Origin of the sequence: Rufibacter sp. XAAS-G3-1 (genome assembly GCF_013623775.1) — a bacterium.
Taxonomy (GTDB): Bacteria; Bacteroidota; Bacteroidia; order Cytophagales; family Hymenobacteraceae; genus Nibribacter.
In genome coordinates this window covers 506,597-524,502 of the sequence record NZ_JABFAM010000005.1, presented here as the reverse complement: position 1 = coordinate 524,502, position 17,906 = coordinate 506,597, and the positions used below count along the sequence as shown (strand labels likewise).

Here is a 17,906-nt window from a genome sequence, read left to right as displayed (position 1 = left end):
AATACAATATGTTTTCTACCTAGAATACCAAAATCATACTTCAAAAACATATTATATAAATATCCCTAGCAGCACATTCACCAAAAGCAAGCACCCTTAGCCCGGCAAACAAGCCTTTGGCAGACTAAGGCTGCATGACTAGTTCATTAAAACTGATAAGGTAGAATAGAAGGGAAGAACTAAAAAGCAGGACACAAAAAAAGAGGCCTTAGAGCCTCTTTTCTAAAAATCATTCATAAAAGGTTACTTTCTGCTTTTCTGGGGCATGGTACCCATGATCCAATCCCAGAGCGGGGAAGAAACGCCATACGCCCGTTCCGGGTCTTTGTAGTGGTGAATGCTGTGATGAATCCAGAGCTGTTTCAGGAAGTTCTTAGGCGGGGCGTAGGCATGTACCGCGTAGTGCACGAACAGATACAGCGCGTACCCAAACAGGAACCCGGCCACCAAGCCGAACACCATAGACCCGAAAATCAGTTTAAACACGAAAAAGAAAAAAGAGGCGATAAACAGACTCACAATGGGCGGCATGGCCAACCTGGTTTTGTCTTTAGGGTAGTCATGGTGATTTCCGTGGAACGTGTACTGGATGTTCTTCTTGAACTCATTGGTGGGCGCCATGTGGAAGATGTACCGGTGCGCCAGGTATTCCACCAGAGAGAAGATGAGCCAACCTGCCATAAACAGCCCAACCGCCGAAAGCACGTCCAGAAAGCCGTACGCGAAGCCGTACACGAGCAAACCGGCGGCAATCACTAAAAAGATGGTAATAGGAATGGCAATATGCGTGTGGGTAAGACGCTCCAGCACCGGATTCTTGAAAAGAGTCGCAGATCCTTTATGATTCGGTTTCATAGTAGGTAAAATTAGATGAAACGTTTCTTGCTGTGAAACGTGCAAAAATAATCAAAATTATCTAGACACACCTTGAAACAAACATCAGCGCGGGAATAAAAGCCTGGCAATGGACTGGGCCACGGCTTGCGCAGCTCCCTCCCCGGCGGGTAAAACCCAGGGAGCTCTCAGATAGAACCTTTCGCGCTCAGCCAGAGTACCAGCGAGATACCCCTGCAGTTCGGCTGGGCTTTTGTCTTGCAACAGCGGCCGCAACTGCAAATCATGTGTAGATAACCTTGAAACCAAATCCTGCGGAGAAAGCTTCAGATACACCGGTATCCCGTGGGAAACCATAAAATCCATGTTCCCGCCGAAGCAAGGAGCCCCGCCGCCCGTGGCCAGCACCACGTTCCCGGTTCTCTCCGCCGCCAGGCGCAAGGCCTTCGCTTCGGCCGCTCTAAAATAAGCCTGCCCCCGCTGCTTAAATACCTCCGGAACGCTCATGCCTTCCTGCTCCTCAATAAGGGTATCCAAGTCCAGGAACTGGTAGTTCAGTTGACCGGCCAGCACTTTCCCCACCGTCGATTTCCCGCATCCCGGCATCCCTACGAGGAAGATCTTAGACGCGGCGCTGCTTTGAACGGAAGACATAAGAGATTGAATAAGTAAATGGGAGGTTGAATGATAGGTGGGTATGATTTTCGGCCTATTTTTTAGAAATCGGCCTTGAAACAGGAAACATGGTAGGCATGGGAACAATGGTAAGTGTGGGCACAGAATACTTTCAATTATTTTGTCATCCTGAAAGGAGCTTGTGGACGAACTGGAAAGGCATTAAAATAAGCGCTGCTGCCGTTCGCCCACAAGATCTTTCCAAGATGACAAAGAGGGAAATGGTTTAAATCAATTTGGGACATTTATTTATAAATGGAGGAGTTAAGAAAATGATCCCAAGCATTCTTGAAGCGAGAACCGAAAGGAGATAGCGCAGAGAAAGTGAACGGGACTGCATCATTGCCAGAGGATAATTACTTCCTCCTTAATTCTCCTAATTGCTTATTTTAAAACTTATTCTCTCATTCATTCAACCTCTCAATCACTCATCAAAATCCTTCACTCATTTCACCAACGCCTGCACTTCCTGCAACTCAGGAATGTCGTTGTAATGCCACTTGCCTACCACAACACCGTTCCTGAACAAGAGCAAACCCGGGTTGGAGCGGATCATGGTTTTAAGCACGGTGGCATCGGCGAAGTAGTAAGGAGCCGAGAGGTTGACTTCGTGCCGAAACACGTCAAACTCCTGGCTGCTGCTGGAGGTGATCACCACGGGCACTACTTTGGGGTTTGGGTTTTTCTCTAATCCGGCTAAAAGGGCGTTGATTTCCCGAAAGCTCTCATGGTCTGCCTTTTTCACGTCTTTTACCAGAATCAGCAGGCGGTTGCCCTGGAACATTTCCTTCGTGAAATCGCCCTGGTCGTTCCAGATGTTGAAGTCCGTGATCTTGGGGCCATCCTCGGGGTTGAGCGGCACCATCTTCTTGAACTTATAAGTAGTGTCTGTAGGATAGCTCTCAAACGTGACCTCTTCGCCGCCTTTCTCCATGATGTATTGGTACTTCAGCGGAGCCGATGGTTTCATAAGTTTGGGAATATTCGCGCCTACGCGGTAAGCCCTAAAGTCCAGGAACGGCTCGTGTTGGTAGGCGTACACGCTTATACCCACCGAAAAGAGCAAAGCCACCACTACCATGGCACCGGCCACGCCCCGGTTCATCTGCCCCAAAGACACCAAATGGCGCTGGGTGAACAGCAGCACCAGAATAAGCACCAGCAAAATCACATCTTTGGTGAACGACTGCCACGGCGTGAGTTTAATGGCATCACCGAAACAGCCGCAATCCGTCACTTTGTTGAAGTACGCCGAGTAAAACGTTAAGGAGGTGAAAAACAGAATCAGGAAGAGAAGCAGCCACAGCACGGTGTTCAGTTTCCAGCGCACCAGCAAGGCCACGCCCAGCACCACTTCCAGGGTACTCAGAAAGATGGACAGGTACAGCGCAAACGGCTTGAACGAAAGGAACACCGTAGAGAAATCTGCAGAGAACACCTCAAAGTACTCCTCCAGTTTGATAGCGGTGCCCACCGGATCATTCAACTTGATCAGGCCCGAAAAGATGAACAACGCGCCCACCACTATCCACGCGAATCTACTAAACAGCCGGAGTGCCATGGTTTGGATAATTTAGTTTAATCAGGCAGAAAACGGCGTAGTTGAGCATGTCACGGTAATTGGCTTCCACGCCCTCAGACACCAGCGTATGGCCGGCATTGTCTTCAATCTGTTTGGTACGGTATATTTTCATCAGAATCAAATCAGTCATGGACTCTACCCGCATGCTGCGCCAGGCTTCGCCATAGTCATGGTTTTTGTCTTCCTGCAAGGCCTGCGTTTTCCTGATTTCCTCTTCGTACAGCTTTCTTACCTGCTCCACCGGCAAGGCCTGCTCGGCCTCGCCCTGCGCCAAGAGTTGTTCCTGCATCAAAGCAATCACGCAGTAGTTCACGATGGCCACAAACTCAGACGCAATGTCATCCTGTATCTTCTGGGTGCCTTTCTCCTGGATGGATCTGATGCGCTGGGCCTTGATAAAAATCTGGTCGGTGAGGGAAGGCAGGCGAAGGATTCGCCAGGCGGTGCCGTAGTCCTGGGTTTTCTGCAAAAACAGGCGCTGGCACGCTTCTATCACGCGGTTGTACTCCTGGGCGGTTTGGTGAATCAAGTTTTTCGTTTTACTTTTAAGGAAATGAACATAGGCGATTTGACCGCGAAAGATACACTTTTTTGCAAAAAAACCACCCTTAACTGCCGTGGCAGACTGGTCTTGTTGCAGCACCCCACGGTCATGGGCATTCTTAACGTTACCCCAGATTCTTTCTACGCCAACAGCCGCCTCACCGGGGTAGACCAGGCGCTGCAACAGGCAGAGAAGATGCTCAGAGAAGGGGCCACGTTCCTGGACATAGGTGGTTATTCTACGCGCCCGGGTGCCCCCGAGGTTACGGAACAGGAAGAGCTAAATCGCGTAGTACCTATTATAGAGGCACTCGCCAACGCATTTCCTGAGGCGCTTTTGTCCATTGACACCTTCAGGGCCCGGGTGGCGGAAGAGGCAGTACGGCACGGGGCACACCTCATCAATGACGTTTCGGGCGGCACGTTAGACGAGGCCATGTTTGACACGGCGGGCAGGCTGGGCGTTCCCTACCTGCTCATGCACATGCGTGGCACCCCGCAGAACATGGCCTCCCAGAACCAGTATGAGCGCGGGTTACTGGAAGAGGTCTTCTCCTTCTTTGCCGAGCGCGTGGCGTTGCTGAGAGCGGCCGGCGTGAAGGACATTTTGCTAGACCCTGGGTTTGGCTTCGCAAAAAATGTGGATCAGAACTACCAGCTGTTGCGTCGGCTTAAAGAGCTGGAGGCTTTTGAGTTACCTCTTCTAATTGGGCTTTCCCGAAAATCCATGACCTACAAACCACTACACGTAGGCCCAGAAGACGCCCTTACGGGCACAATTGTTGCTAATACGCTGGCGTTACTGAACGGGGCAGACATTCTGCGGGTGCATGACGTGAAAGAGGCGGTACATACTATTGAGATTGTAAAAAAGATGTTGACGGCGTGATTCCATTGTTTTCCATAGGGTTTTTAGAGATAGAATGGCTGGATATTATTGATGTCCTGCTGGTGACGGTACTCTTGTACCAGCTCTACAAACTCCTGACCGGAAGCGTGGCCCTCAAGATCTTCTTAGGTCTGCTCTCTATTTACCTGCTGTACCTGGTGGTGAAAGCCGCCGGCATGGAACTGCTCACCATCATTCTGGGGCAGTTCATGGGCGTGGGCGTTTTAGCGGCCATTATCGTATTCCAGCCCGAAATCAGGCGTTTCCTGCTCATGATTGGGAAAACCACCGCCTTCAACAATGAGCGCCTGTTCAAAGGATTTCCGTGGCGCCGCACCGAGAACGTTGACAAACTCTCCATCACCCCTTTTATTGAAGCCGCCAAATCACTGGCCGGCAAAAACACCGGTGCGTTGATTGTCTTCGCCCGTAGTTCTGAACTGCGGTACTTTGCCGAGTCCGGCGATGCCATTGATGCCATCGTGAGCAAACGTCTGCTTATCTCCATCTTCAACAAGAACAGTCCGCTGCATGACGGAGCCGTGATCATCCAGGGAAACCGCATCAAAGCCGCCCGCTGTATCTTACCCGTGACCGAAAGCAATGACGTGCCCGCCTCCATGGGGCTGCGCCACCGCGCCGCCATCGGCCTCTCTGAAGTCACCGACAGCGTGGTGCTGGTCGTCTCCGAAGAAACCGGCCAGATTGCTCTCGTGCGTAATGGCGAAGTCTACCGCAACCTCTCCGCCGCCGACCTCCGCTCCAAACTCAACCACTTCCTGTTTGACATTGAACCGAAGGTGGTGGAGAAAGTAGCCGCGGCTTAAGGTCTATTTGAGGGACTGAGAGATTGAATGGATGAGAGAGTGAATGGGTGAGAGAGTGAATGGGTGATTTTAAGCGATTCCCTGATCGAACACACACTGTTCTTCCTTTCGCTTCATTCCAAACTTACACTTGCACTCCCCTCGCCATTTTCCTTTCAGCCGATTTTATTTTTTTAGCTGGCGCAAGTCTCTGACTCGTGCCCACGCATGGTGGGTAGTCTCTGACTAGCCTCGCTGTAAGGCAGCGAAACCACGCCTTGCTGATCTTCAACGCTTTCCACCACCCCGCCCTCCGGGCACCCCTCCTGAATCAGGAGGGGAGTTTACAGTAAGGCTTGCCGTCACCATACCGTTTACTCAAAAGGCCTCGTAGCGTCTGGAGGATCTGCGGGCGTCTGTGCCAATTAACTTGCCCTTCTCGCCAATCAGGAGATTGGCTTTCAAATGGTGCGTAGAGCGCTCCGCTAACTCTACGCACAACAATGCTTCTATAAGCCAGCCAGTGCGTTTTGGGCCCATTTTACAAAAAACAGGCTAAAAACAGCAGTAGCCTTATCCTATTCGTGCTACTGATGCTACACATTCAGAAAATATGTATCTTTTGGGCGTTAATCTGATCTTGGTCTATATGCGCTTTATTTCCCTGTTTGCTTGCACGCTCCTGCTGCTCAGTTTTCCTTCCTTCGGCCAAACCGCTGAAAAGGAGAAGACAGACGCCAAACTCACCCAGAAACTACAGGCACTCACCAAAGACTTTCAGGGGGACGTGGGCATCTATGTGCGGCATTTGAAAACCGGAAAAACGGTGGCCCTCAATGCCGACACGCTCTTCCCCACCGCCAGCATGATTAAGGTGCCTATCATGGTGGCTATGTTTGACAAGATAGAGAAAGGCGAAATCAACCCCAAAACCATTCTCCGCTACCGCGACTCTTTGTATTATGCCGGCGAAGACATTGTGGGTAATTTCAAGGACAGTTCCACGGTGGCTTTGGGCAAAATACAGATGCTCAGCATCACCACTTCAGACAATACCGCCAGCCTTTGGCTCCAGCACCTGGCTGGTACCGGCACGGCCATTAATGCCTGGCTGGAGAAGAACGGTTTTCAACACACCAAGATGAATTCCCGCACGCCGGGCCGCCGCCCTAATTGGGTGAAGTACGGCTGGGGCCAGACCACGCCCCGCGAGATGGCGACGTTGGTGACCATGATCAGGGAAGGCCGGGCGGTTAGCCCTTCGGCCAGTGAGCGCATGTACCGCAACCTGGGCCGCATTTACGTAGACGACGTGGCCCTCTCCCAAATTCCGCCGTACGTGCACACGGCCTCCAAGCAAGGGGCGGTGAACCAATCCCGTTCTGAGGTGGTGTTGGTGAACGCGCCGCACGGTGATTACGTGTTCTGCATCATCACCAAAAACCAGAAAGACGAAAGCTGGGAATACAACAACGCGGGGTATGCGCTCATCAGGGCCGTTTCCAAAACGCTGTGGAACCACTTTGAACCCAAATCAGACTGGCAGCCTGCCCAAGGCATGGAGAAATATTAGAGGTAAATCAGCAACGCTCGTTTCGGGCCTGGTTTTGGAAAAACAGCCCTGAAACGGCGTTTAAAAGAATTGCTAACCCTAGAAAAGAAATGATTTCACTCGCTCGCCTCTGGCGAGTGTGTTTGTTACTTCCTTTTCCATAACTACTAAAGAATAAAGCCCACCTTCCGCACTAAGTGTTTCGGGTGGGCTTTTTCCCTTCATGAGATAGTAAGACCGTCCAACTCGGCTTCCCCCCTATTCCTGTGGTTAATTTACGTTAACGTGGGGGCCGATAAATGGAACACATCTTTCAGAGCCCGCCGGGCCGCGTGGAAACCGCACATGCCGTGTACCCCTCCGCCCGGGGGCGTAGATGAGGAACAGATGTAAATCCCCTCGGCCGAGGTCTGGTAAGGCGACAAGGTCACCACCGGACGGGTGTACAACTGCCTTAGATCAATAATGCCACCGTTGATGTCGCCGCCTATGTAATTGGGGTTGTGGGCCTGCATCTGCGCCGTGTTTAGGGTGTGCCGTTTTAGAATCAAATCCCTGAAACCGGGCGCGAAACGCTCTACCTGGCGTTCAATGGCATTGGTCATGTCTACCGTAGAGCCGTTGGGTACGTGGCAGTACGCCCAGGCGGTGTGTTTTCCGGCCGGGGCGCGGGTGGGGTCAAAGAGGCTTTGCTGGGCCAAAAGCACAAACGGTTTCTCAGGATGCCCTCCGCCCGCAGATGCCCGTTCAGAAGCGGCGATCTCCTCCAGTGTATTCCCCAAATGGATGGTTCCGGCCTGGCGGCATTCTGGCGCGGTAAACGGAATAGGCCCGTCCAGCGCCCAGTCAATTTTAAAGACGCCCATGCCGTAGCGGTAACGCTGTAATTGGCTTCGGTAGAAAGGCGACAGTTTCTCACCAGCCATCTCCAACAGTTGCCTGGGTGTGACATCTAACAGCAGGGCCTTATGGGAAGGCAGTTGCGCGAGCGAAGTCACGTACCGGCCCGTTTCAATCTTCCCGCCCAGGCTGGTGAAATAAGAAACCAGCGCGTTCGCAATCTGCTGGGAACCGCCCTTGGGTACCGGCCAACCCTGCAAATGTCCCACCGCCATCAAGACCAGGCCTATGGCCGAGGTGGTGAGATTTGACAAGGGCTGAATGGAATGCGCCGCCATACCGGCCCACAAACCCCGGGCCTCCGGCGTTTTGAACCGATTGGCCAGAAACGTAGCCGAAGTCAACGCATTCAGCCCAAACGCGGCCATGTCAATGGGATGCTTGGGAATGCGCAAAGGGCCCAGCACATCCGTCGCAAGTTTCGGCCAGCTTTTCACCAGCGGTTGCATGAGGTTCAGGTACGCTTGTTCATCGGCCCCCAGGGCCTGCGCGGTTTCTCTCAACGACATGGTCAACGCCGCCGCCCGGCCGTTGTCAAACGGGTGCGCCGCCGACACTTGCGGGTACACGAACTCCAGCCCGTGCTCCTGCAGCGGAAGCGTCTTGAAAAAAGGCGAGCCCGCCGCCAGCGGATGGATGGCCGAGCACACATCATGCACAAAACCGGGCAAGGTCAGTTCCTGCGAGCGCAAGCCGCCGCCCAACTGGTCTTTGCCCTCTATCAATAATACCTCCAGCCCCGCCTGCTGCAACACAATGGCCGCCGACAATCCGTTGGGCCCTGAACCCACCACCACCGCATCATATTGAGTAGTACCCACGCTTGCTCCTGTTAAGTGTCCTGAATAATTCCTATAACCACGCCGCTTAGAATCTGTTTTAGGGCCGTTTTTCGCAAAACGGCCCTAAAACAGATTGCGGTTCTTGCGTATACGGGCTACAAGCTACTCAAATTTTCCATGCCCGATGCTCCTTTTCTCCCGCTTTTCCCGCACCTCACGCCCATTCTTAGCAATGTGACGGCCCTTGACTTTGAAACAACCGGCGTAAGCGGCGGCAAAGGCCGGGTGATTGAGATTGCGGCCGTGAAAAGCACACATGGGCAAATTACCGGGCGGTTTCATACGCTGGTGAAGCTGAAAGGAGAGTTACCCCAAAAGATTACCCAGATTACCGGCATCACGCCCGAAGACCTGGTCAACGCCATGGAAGAACGCACCGCGTTCAGCATTCTGAAAGAGTTTATTGGTGACAGTACCGTGGTGGCGCATAATGCCCCGTTTGATCTGGGCTTTCTGTACAGCACTTACCGCCGGCTTAAATTGGGCCCGGTGCAGCATCCGTTCATTGATACGTTGTCGGTGTGCCGGTTGCGGCGGCCGTCTCCGCGCAATTTGCCGGATATGTGCAAAGCCTATGGTATTCCGCTTACCAGATGGCACCGCGCGTTGCCCGATGCCACGGCCACCTGGCACCTGCTCCACCGGCTGCACGAAGAAAGTCCGCTGGACGACATGCGGAACAAACTGGTCTTGAACCCCAAGTACGGCCCCCCTTACTGGCTTCCGCCGCTGGCGGAACTGTTGCCTTCGCCCGGGGCCTCGGCGCAGGAAGTTTCTTCCCTTGTCTCTGAGGAGTGAGCCCCATGCCCAAAGACGCGCCTTCTTGCCCGTAATGAAATAATACCCAGCTCATCGGCTCTGCTGGTTTAAAGCACTTTTGGTATTTCTACCCCTAAAACCCGTACAAATTCAGAATACAAAGCTTTTCTTCAGCCGTTAAAGGTTAATCTGGGAACGGAAACAAGTATGCTCATTTAGGACTATTTCCTTCACAGAACATCATCAGATCAGCTAAGAGCATGTTTAAAGACGGAGAAGAAAATGGGAAAGATAAGATTTATCTGGGTGCTGGTATTAAGCGGCTGGCTATACTCCTGCTCGTCTAATGACGACACCTTAGATCAAGCAAGACAGGAAACAGGTTTCCTCACCAAGGGGGTATACCCATTGGTGAACACCGGCGATCTGGATCTGCTGGTGAATGAAATCGGCAACAGCCAATACGTGCTGATGGGCGAAGCCTCACACGGAACGTCTGAGTTCTACACCTGGCGTGCCGATCTTACCCGAAGGCTCATCCAGGAGAAAGGCTTTAGCCTGATTGCGGTGGAAGGAGACTGGCCCGCTGCCTACTCTTTAACCCAGTACATTCAGGGGCAGGGTAGCGCAACCGCCCAGCAAGCGGTACAGTCTTTCCAGCGGTGGCCTACCTGGATGTGGGCGAACCGGGAAGTAGCCAATTTCTCTGAGTGGCTTCGGCAACACAACCAAGCCTTGCCGCAGAACCAGAAAGTAGGCTTTTATGGCATGGATGTGTATAGTCTGTGGGAATCACTGGATGAAATACGGGCTTACATGGAACAGGCAGACCCGGCCATTGCGCAGTTAGTACGTAATGCCCAATCCTGCCTGGCCCCATATAACCGGGACGAGCAACAATACGCCCAAGCCACCGCGGGAGGAACATCGTGCGCGGCGCAACTCCAAACCTTGCTGGAGGCCGTTCAAGCCCACAGAGCCAGGCAACCCGCCAACAATGAAGCCGCTTTCCATGCTGAGCAAAACGCGTTGGTGGCCGTAAACGCTGAGCGTTATTATTACCAAATGATCAGGAGCAGCGCTGGTTCCTGGAACGTGCGGGACAGGCACATGCAGGAAACGGTGAACCGTCTGGTGGCGCACCGCGGCAATGGCGCTAAAATCATTGTCTGGGCCCATAACACCCACGTGGGCGATGCCCGCTACACCGATATGGCTACCGCCGGAATGGTGAACATTGGCCAACTGCTGCGGGAGCAGCACGCCCAGAAAGGGGTGTATCTGGTGGGCTTCGGGTCTTACCAAGGCCAGGTGATTGCGGCTAATGCATGGGGCGAAGCCGAAGCCACAAGGGTCATGAATGTGCCGGCCGCCATGACCAACAGCTGGGAAGACATGCTGCACCGGTACAGCCCAGAAAACAAACTGCTGCTGATGCGCGAACTACAGGATATTCCGGAAGCAATGCAGAGCCGGGGCCACAGGGCCATTGGGGTTACCTACAACCCCGCTGCTGAAAGAGGAAACTACGTACCCACTATTTTGCCCCGCAGGTATGATGCCTTCCTGTTCATAGACCAAACTACGGCTTTGTCTCCGCTGTAAGACATGCAGAGTGAACGGCTTACTTATACCAAATTACCCTAAAATGTCTTTTGGCCGTTTTTTTCGCCGATGTTGGTGTTCTCACCATAGCCGTCAGGCTTAGAGCATGTTTAAATTTCATTTTTGCGCTACAAACGGCCATAAAAAGAACCTGCGTTCGCCTTTTTCTCGCACCGTAGCGCTGCTACGCGGCTCAAAAAACGCTTCCGCAGAACCTTTCTCTGGCCATTTTCGCCGGCAAACCTGAAATTTAAACAAGGAAGCTGTTTAGAGTTTTTGGCCTGTTTTCATAAAAGAAGCCTATAAACGGGGTGCCAGCGGATGTATGCAATAATGCACAGATAAACCACTTGTTTTTAGGCTGTTTTCATGAAAATAGCCTAAAAACGACGGCACCAGCGAGCACTTGCCGCAGAGAAACGGCGCTAAATGCCGGTTAATGAAAAATACTAAACAGGTTCAAGCTCTAAGGGGATAATACCAAGAGTCTACCTATACAAAAACTTTACCGTCCGCCCTTGTTGCGTGTTTTCACCAACAAGCAAGATGGTTTTGGGTATGGTAGAAGCCTTTAAGGTATTGCAAAAATGGGGGGGGGCCTCCCTTAGCCTGACGGCTATGGTGATAATACCAACAATGACACGGAAGGGCACGGAAAATTCATACCGCAAGACAACCCCCTTTCTCTGCAATTCGAAAAAGACTCTTGGGGTAATTGGGGATTACTTTTCAAACCCATCACCCGTCCACGGAACCAACCAGTTTCCAATAAAAAAGGGGAGCCTGTCCGGCTCCCCTTTTTCTGTTTCAGTTGTACTTTCTGGCTTTCAAGCGTTCCCCGGCAATAGGTAGTCAGGCTATTGAAGGAGTTCTGCGGGAGCAGTGAGTCAGGCTGCTTCCTTGAAATTCTGCGGCAACAGGTAGTCGGGCTGTTACAGGAGTTTCACGCTTTTGGCCACATCATTGCCTTCATCGTCTTTCTCAATCTCAAACTCCACGCGGTCTCCCACGCGCAGTTCATTGAAGTCGGTGTCCAACACGTTGGTGAAGTGGAAGAACAGGTTGTTGGGCGGGAATTTAATGAAACCGTACCCGTTTTTCAGGCTCATGATTTCACCTTCGCCGTGTCCTTCTACCACTGCCTCTTCATCATAACGCTCTTCCTGCACCACCGTGCTTCGCTTGTGGTCTGGCTGTACAAACAACCGCTGAATGGCGGTATCATTGCGGGCTATGCGCTGGTCAATAATGCCGTGCATGGCCATGGGGTAGGTTACTTCGGCCAACAGGTCTTGTGACGGGCGCGTGGTCATGCGCTGGCCGTTGTCTGTGGTGTACTCAAATTCCCAGGTCAAGGCCATCACGCGCGTTCCCAGGGTGTTCACTTTGCGCACCATCGGCACGTAATCTCCGTCTGAAGAGATCAGCACCAGCACATCAAACCGCTTGTAGAAGGCTTGCTCAAAAGCCTCCAGGGCTAACCAGACGTCTATCCCGCGTTCCTGCTTATATCCTTCCGGCGTAGTCCGCACCGGCAGGTAATGGGTAGTCACGCCCTCAGACATCAGAATATCGTCAAACACGCGATCCCAGTACAGGGTGTCGCCGCGCTGGCTGGCTTCATAGGCATTGAGACGGCCCCTGAAATAGTGGGCATCTACAATTCTACAGAAACGGGCATCTACGCCTTCTTCTTCGGCTACCTGCTCTCTAATAAATTCATGGAGGCCAGAAATGCTGATCCTGCGCTTGCGCTGGTGACCGTAGGCGTAATAATTGCTGACCTGCAGGAAATAATTACCATCATAGAAGACGCCAATTCTCACTAGTTTATCCTGCATGTTGTTTTTGTTTTTTTAACTGTTCTCATCTTTTGTTATTTAATCTGTCTGTATCTTTTCTGAATGTATCTTTCACTTATATATGCAGGGGAAATAAACGGGAGAAAGCGATAAAAAGAGATGGGATTTTTGGGGAGGAAGCAGGGAATAACTCTCTATTGAATGCTGTATAGAACCTTTGGGAAGTATAGCTGCTATATCTAAAAAACACCTTCATTTATCTTGTTTGGGGACTACTCTCCACTTTGATCTTCTTCTGCCCAGGCAGTGGTCAACCACTTGGGGCATGGGCACTCCCTGATACTACAGACAGTGCTTTTTTGTTTCCCCTGAAAGCAAAGAACATCTTTTTCAAAGGAATATCGGGCAAAAGTAGGGAATGATTGCTTTGCTGACAACCTAATTTCTACATAATGTAAACGTCCTCAAAGCCTGGTCTAGTACCCGCTCTAAGGACGTTTTAGGTTTATTTTTAGAAAAAGAAGCTAAAAACAAGAAGTTTCTTTCAGCCCGCTGGGCAAGAATTCTGCTGGTTTTAAGGCCGTTTATTTTACTTTTAGCATAAAAGACATCTGTTGGCCCTGCCAGGTGGCGTCAAAGGCGAAACGGTCTCCCGGCTGAAGGCCAATTTGCGGCGGGGCAGAGGAAAGAGTTCTGCCGGAGGGGTCTTTTCCCATGCCCCAGGCATACAGTTCAAAGTTTTCCAGGTCTGCCTTGTCTTTGATTCTTAATGCTCTGACAGGCCTGTTTTCCCGCACCTGGTAGATAGCAGCTATGTTTAAGCCAACAATTGGGTTGAGCACCACGCCGGTTTTCAGCTCTTCTACTGAATAGCTCTGGCTTATATTCACCGGTTGCCTGTTCAGAAACAACAGCGGCAGAATACTTTTTTGCGCTGTGCTTGCCCCAACCCCTAAAGTAAAAAACAACAGCAACACCGGAACAATTATCTTTATCAAGCTTTTAATTTTCATACATACCCTATATTAAGTGAATAAGAAGTAAGATGTGCTCAATAAAATATAATTATTTTATCTGATTCTGTGATTCACGAAAACGCAGCACAGATATTTTGTGGAAAACTAACCTCATATTTCCCATTATGGAACAGTAGATTACGATTTCCCTCCCATTTCAACTATCTACTTAGTTTAACAACTAACAGTTTAGTTATTTTAGTATCCTCAGGCTCTTATTTTATTAAGACTTCTGGAAACTGATCTATCTAAAGCAAAAGAGGCCGCCAATTGACCATTGACGAGCCTCCATTTCGCTTTACTTCCGGCACTTAGCCTCTAGGAATTATCCTTTTAAAACGCCCAATTCTCGGCCTACTTCGGTAAAAGCTTGGATGGCTTGATCCAGGTGCTGCTGGGTATGGTCGGCGGAAAGCTGTACCCGGATGCGGGCGGCCCCTTTGGCTACCACCGGATAGTAGAACCCAATCACATAGATGCCTTTCTCCAGCATTCTGGCCGCAAACTCCTGCGCTAAAGTGGCTTCATACAGCATGACTGGCACAATGGGGTGTACTCCCGGACGGATGTCAAACCCGGCGGCGGTCATCTTCTCCCGGAAGTATTTGGTATTCCACTCCAGGCGGTCGCGTAGTTCAGTGGTAGAGCTAAGCAGCTCCAGAACGGCCAAAGAACCACCCACAATAGCCGGGGCCAGCGAGTTAGAGAACAGGTACGGGCGCGAGCGCTGGCGCAGCATGTCAATGATCTCTTTGCGGCCGGTGGTGAAGCCCCCCATTGCGCCGCCCAAGGCTTTGCCCAAGGTACCCGTGATAATATCTACCCGGCCCATCACGTTGTGGTACTCGTGCGTGCCGCGGCCGGTTTTGCCAATGAAACCGCTGGAGTGCGACTCATCTACCAACACCAGAGCTTTGTACTGATCAGCTAAATCACAGATTTTGTCCAGTTGCGCGATGGTGCCGTCCATGGAGAAAGATCCATCGGTGACAATGATGCGGTGCTTGGCGCCTTGGGCTTCCTGCAATTTGGCTTCCAGATCGGCCATGTTGTTGTGCTCGTAACGGTAGCGCTGCGCCTTGCACAACCGGATGCCGTCAATAATGGAAGCATGATTCAAAGCGTCTGAGATAATGGCGGACTGCTCGTCAAACAGGGGCTCAAACACGCCGCCGTTGGCGTCAAAGGCCGCCGCGTACAGAATGGTGTCCTCGGTGCCCAGGAACTCGGCCAGTTTCTGCTCCAGTTGTTTGTGGATGTCCTGGGTTCCGCAGATAAACCGCACCGAACTCATGCCGTAGCCGTGGGTGTCCAGGGTGCGTTTGGCCGCCTCAAGTACTGCCGGGTGCGAGGAAAGGCCCAGATAGTTGTTCGCGCAGAAGTTCAGGACTTCGCCGGTTTGCTGGGTCATGATCTCGGCGTGCTGCGGCGTGGTGATGATGCGCTCGCTTTTATATAAGCCGTTGGCTTTGATGTCGGCTAACTGCTGTTCTAAATCTGGTTTTAAGGTTTCGTACATATCAGATAGATAAAGTGGACTCTACGTAGACTTACGCGGTTTCTGGCTTCTTTTGCCCAAAACACCCTAAAAACGGAAAGGCATGGAAACTACTAAGTCTTTCAGGCCGGGCCGCGTATTTTACTTTCAAAGATACAAAACCCCAGCACTCCCCCCTATTTTTTGGAGCCAGTTGAATAACGTACATTTGTTTTTTCATTCAGCACCTGCATGACAAAACAAAAAAATGCCATTCTAGTGATAGGCGCCTGCGGACAGTTGGGCTCTGAACTCACCCTTGAATTAAGAAAGATGTACGGCGATGCCAACGTGGTGGCCGCTGATATCCAGTACCCCAAGCAAGCCGACCTGCGCGAAAGCGGGCCTTTTGAGATTGTGGACGTACTCACCCCGCAGCACCTCACCGAACTGGCGTCGCGCTACAAATTCAAGCAGATTTACCATTTGGCCGCCATCCTCTCTGCCACCGGCGAGAAGAACCCCAAGTTTGCCTGGCGCCTGAACATGGACGGTTTGTTTAACGTGCTGGACTTCGCCCTGGAGCAGAAGGTGGAGAAAGTGTACTGGCCGTCTTCCATCGCGGTTTTCGGCCCGAACACACCCCGCGAGAATACGCCGCAGGACACCATCATGGATCCTAATACCGTGTACGGCATCAGCAAGCAGGCCGGTGAGCGGTGGTGCGAGTACTACTTCCAGAAATATGGCTTAGACGTGCGCAGCCTCCGCTACCCAGGCCTTATTGGCTACAAGGCCCTGCCCGGCGGCGGCACCACTGACTATGCCGTGGATATTTATCACCAGGCGCTGGCTACCGGCACTTACAAATGCTTCCTGAGCGAGCACACCCGCCTGCCCATGATGTACATGCCAGACGCCCTCAAAGCCACGCTGGATTTGATGCACGCCCCTATTGAGCAAGTGAAGGTGCGGTCGTCTTACAACCTGGCCGCCATGAGCTTTACGCCCCAGGAGATTGCCGCCAGCATTCAGCGCCATTACCCAGCTTTCACCATCACGTATGCCCCAGATTCACGGCAGCAGATAGCAGATTCGTGGCCGCAGAGCATCAATGACCTGGCGGCCCGACAGGATTGGGGCTGGAACCCGCAATACGACCTGCACACCATGACCGATGACATGCTGCTGCACTTGAAGCGGATAAATAATTGATACTACCCTAACCAAGGGAAGAGTTTAAGCCTATGATAGATTCTTCCGTGAACTTATTGACTACCCATATCGGCAAGCTCTTTATCTTCATTCCTCCTGCAGGAATCTTTACAACCATCTGATAAACACAGGAATTTATATAAGCCTTTACTCCCAAGTCAATCTCTAGCTCACCTTAGTAAAACCGATGACAAACATAACTTTATTATCTTATGGTGACGAGAAGGAGCACAGCAGAACAGCACTCTGTATTCTAAGCTTTTGGTCTTGGTACAGTGGCAAAAAGGAAGATATCAGATTCCTGCTTTACACTGATAACACATCTCATTTTGAGCCTTACTTTGAAGGTATTGAAGTTAGGTATCATTTGATCACTCCCGAAAGATGGGAGGATATGTTGCAGGGTAATCAATTTAAGTTCTTCAGGAAAATTGCAGTCATTGAAGACAGCTTTACCGCTTACCCAAATGACAACTTATTGTTTCTTGATTCAGATACCTTTTTTATTGCTGACCCTTCCCCTTTGGTACAAGGGATCATGCCGGGCACCAGTTTCATGCATTTAATGGATTTCACCTTTCAGGAAGGGTATCCCTATGCCACCCCTAAGCAGAATGCTGATTTCATGAAATGGTTGGAGGGCAAAAGCTTCCAGATTGGAGATGACTCCTACTGTTTTGACAAACGCAATGTCTCATGGAATGCTGGCGTACTAGGCATGTCCAGTGAGATAGCAAGGTACATTCCTGATGTTTACCGGTTAACTGAAGAAATTTTCAAAGCAACCTCTTTCCACGTCAGTGAGCAACTTGCTTTTGCTTTGGTACTTCAAACCGTTACTAAAGTGCACCCAAGCGATACTTATATTCTGCACTATTGGCCTAGTAAAGCTTTACCTCTTAGTGGGTTAGCATCTAAGATAGGCTTACAACTTTCTGTCCTTCAATTTAACACCAAACTTGAGATTACTAGAAAACTCACTAATTATTTACAATATCTATTCAAATCAACCATCTCCTTTAACTCAAACAACTTCTCAAACGGCTATAAATTTGCTTTTAAAGCTTTCAAATTCACTCTCATCAATAAGTATTCATTGATTAACAGAGTGCATTTGCTCAAAGTTGTCATATATAATTCTTTAAAGTATTTAAAAGTCATAAAAGTCCATCATCCAACTTTATTTTAGATATATTTCTTCAGAAGTCAGCTCATTCCAGTTTCAACATTATCTGAATATACTCAAACCATCAAATATGGTGCCCCATTCTATACCTTAGCTTTTACTTATGTACTGTCTTCTAAGTACGGAGACAGCATTACTTTATACTATTTGTCCTCCTGGCAGGGTCTTGTGGGCGAACTAGAATAGCTTTGATGGAGCGCTATTGCCGTTCGCCACCAAGATC

Annotated in this window: 16 protein-coding genes; 7 read left to right on the top strand and 9 right to left on the bottom strand. The window is 50.8% G+C overall.

Annotation, left to right across the window (positions count from 1 at the left end):
* Positions 1-243 precede the first annotated feature (243 nt).
* The 4 genes from HHO50_RS06485 to HHO50_RS06470 form a co-directional block, all read right to left on the bottom strand.
* On the bottom strand, positions 244-855 hold the full coding sequence (locus HHO50_RS06485) for a sterol desaturase family protein (protein ID WP_181305175.1): 612 nt from the start codon (positions 853-855) through the stop codon (positions 244-246).
* A gap of 84 nt (positions 856-939) precedes the next feature.
* Positions 940-1,488, bottom strand: a complete 549-nt coding sequence (locus HHO50_RS06480) for a shikimate kinase (protein WP_181305174.1) — start codon at positions 1,486-1,488, stop codon at positions 940-942.
* 466 nt (positions 1,489-1,954) lie between these two features.
* Positions 1,955-3,070, bottom strand: a complete 1,116-nt coding sequence (locus HHO50_RS06475) for a BT_3928 family protein (RefSeq protein WP_181305173.1) — start codon at positions 3,068-3,070, stop codon at positions 1,955-1,957.
* Positions 3,051-3,620, bottom strand: a complete 570-nt coding sequence (locus tag HHO50_RS06470; protein WP_181305172.1) for a DUF1599 domain-containing protein — start codon at positions 3,618-3,620, stop codon at positions 3,051-3,053. Before HHO50_RS06470 ends, HHO50_RS06475 begins: the two co-directional genes overlap by 20 nt.
* 24 nt (positions 3,621-3,644) lie before the next feature.
* Between HHO50_RS06470 and folP the strand changes: the two genes are divergently transcribed.
* Both folP and cdaA read left to right on the top strand, forming a co-directional pair.
* A complete protein-coding gene (folP, locus tag HHO50_RS06465) occupies positions 3,645-4,523 on the top strand; it encodes a dihydropteroate synthase (RefSeq protein ID WP_181305171.1) in 879 nt (292 codons plus the stop codon).
* Entirely contained in the window at positions 4,520-5,350 is an 831-nt protein-coding gene (gene cdaA / locus HHO50_RS06460) for a diadenylate cyclase CdaA (RefSeq protein WP_181305170.1), read from the top strand. Before folP ends, cdaA begins: the two co-directional genes overlap by 4 nt.
* 357 nt (positions 5,351-5,707) lie before the next feature.
* On the opposite strand, the gene HHO50_RS06455 is transcribed toward cdaA, so the two are convergent.
* On the bottom strand, positions 5,708-5,869 hold the full coding sequence (locus tag HHO50_RS06455; protein WP_181305169.1) for a hypothetical protein: 162 nt from the start codon (positions 5,867-5,869) through the stop codon (positions 5,708-5,710).
* A gap of 109 nt (positions 5,870-5,978) precedes the next feature.
* Here HHO50_RS06455 and HHO50_RS06450 point away from each other — a divergent pair, with 109 nt between their 5' ends.
* Positions 5,979-6,902 carry a serine hydrolase gene (locus HHO50_RS06450; protein ID WP_181305168.1) on the top strand — a complete coding sequence of 308 codons (924 nt, stop codon included), beginning with the start codon at positions 5,979-5,981 and terminating at the stop codon, positions 6,900-6,902.
* A 254-nt stretch (positions 6,903-7,156) separates the two neighbouring features.
* Here the strand turns inward: HHO50_RS06450 and HHO50_RS06445 are convergent, their stop codons facing one another.
* Positions 7,157-8,602 (bottom strand): NAD(P)/FAD-dependent oxidoreductase, encoded by a 1,446-nt coding sequence (locus HHO50_RS06445; protein ID WP_181305167.1) that lies wholly within the window; start codon positions 8,600-8,602, stop codon positions 7,157-7,159.
* A gap of 138 nt (positions 8,603-8,740) precedes the next feature.
* Here HHO50_RS06445 and HHO50_RS06440 point away from each other — a divergent pair, with 138 nt between their 5' ends.
* Both HHO50_RS06440 and HHO50_RS06435 read left to right on the top strand, forming a co-directional pair.
* Positions 8,741-9,421, top strand: a complete 681-nt coding sequence (locus tag HHO50_RS06440) for a PolC-type DNA polymerase III (protein ID WP_181305166.1) — start codon at positions 8,741-8,743, stop codon at positions 9,419-9,421.
* 243 nt (positions 9,422-9,664) lie between these two features.
* Entirely contained in the window at positions 9,665-10,987 is a 1,323-nt protein-coding gene (locus tag HHO50_RS06435; RefSeq protein ID WP_181305165.1) for an erythromycin esterase family protein, read from the top strand.
* A 932-nt stretch (positions 10,988-11,919) separates the two neighbouring features.
* Here HHO50_RS06435 and HHO50_RS06430 read toward each other — a convergent pair.
* From HHO50_RS06430 to kbl, 3 genes are all read right to left on the bottom strand, one after another.
* A complete protein-coding gene (locus HHO50_RS06430) occupies positions 11,920-12,828 on the bottom strand; it encodes an NYN domain-containing protein (protein ID WP_181305164.1) in 909 nt (302 codons plus the stop codon).
* Positions 12,829-13,373: 545 nt separating this feature from the next.
* The gene (locus tag HHO50_RS06425) at positions 13,374-13,787 is read right to left on the bottom strand and encodes a hypothetical protein (protein ID WP_181305163.1); all 414 of its coding nucleotides are present in this window, start codon (positions 13,785-13,787) and stop codon (positions 13,374-13,376) included.
* A gap of 343 nt (positions 13,788-14,130) precedes the next feature.
* The gene (gene kbl, locus HHO50_RS06420; RefSeq protein ID WP_181305162.1) at positions 14,131-15,324 is read right to left on the bottom strand and encodes a glycine C-acetyltransferase; all 1,194 of its coding nucleotides are present in this window, start codon (positions 15,322-15,324) and stop codon (positions 14,131-14,133) included.
* 210 nt (positions 15,325-15,534) lie between these two features.
* On the opposite strand from kbl, the gene HHO50_RS06415 reads away from it, so the two are divergent.
* Together HHO50_RS06415 and HHO50_RS06410 are read left to right on the top strand one after the other, a co-directional pair.
* Positions 15,535-16,497, top strand: a complete 963-nt coding sequence (locus tag HHO50_RS06415; protein WP_181305161.1) for an NAD-dependent epimerase/dehydratase family protein — start codon at positions 15,535-15,537, stop codon at positions 16,495-16,497.
* Between the two features lie 187 nt (positions 16,498-16,684).
* Entirely contained in the window at positions 16,685-17,686 is a 1,002-nt protein-coding gene (locus HHO50_RS06410) for a hypothetical protein (protein ID WP_181305160.1), read from the top strand.
* Positions 17,687-17,906 lie beyond the last annotated feature (220 nt).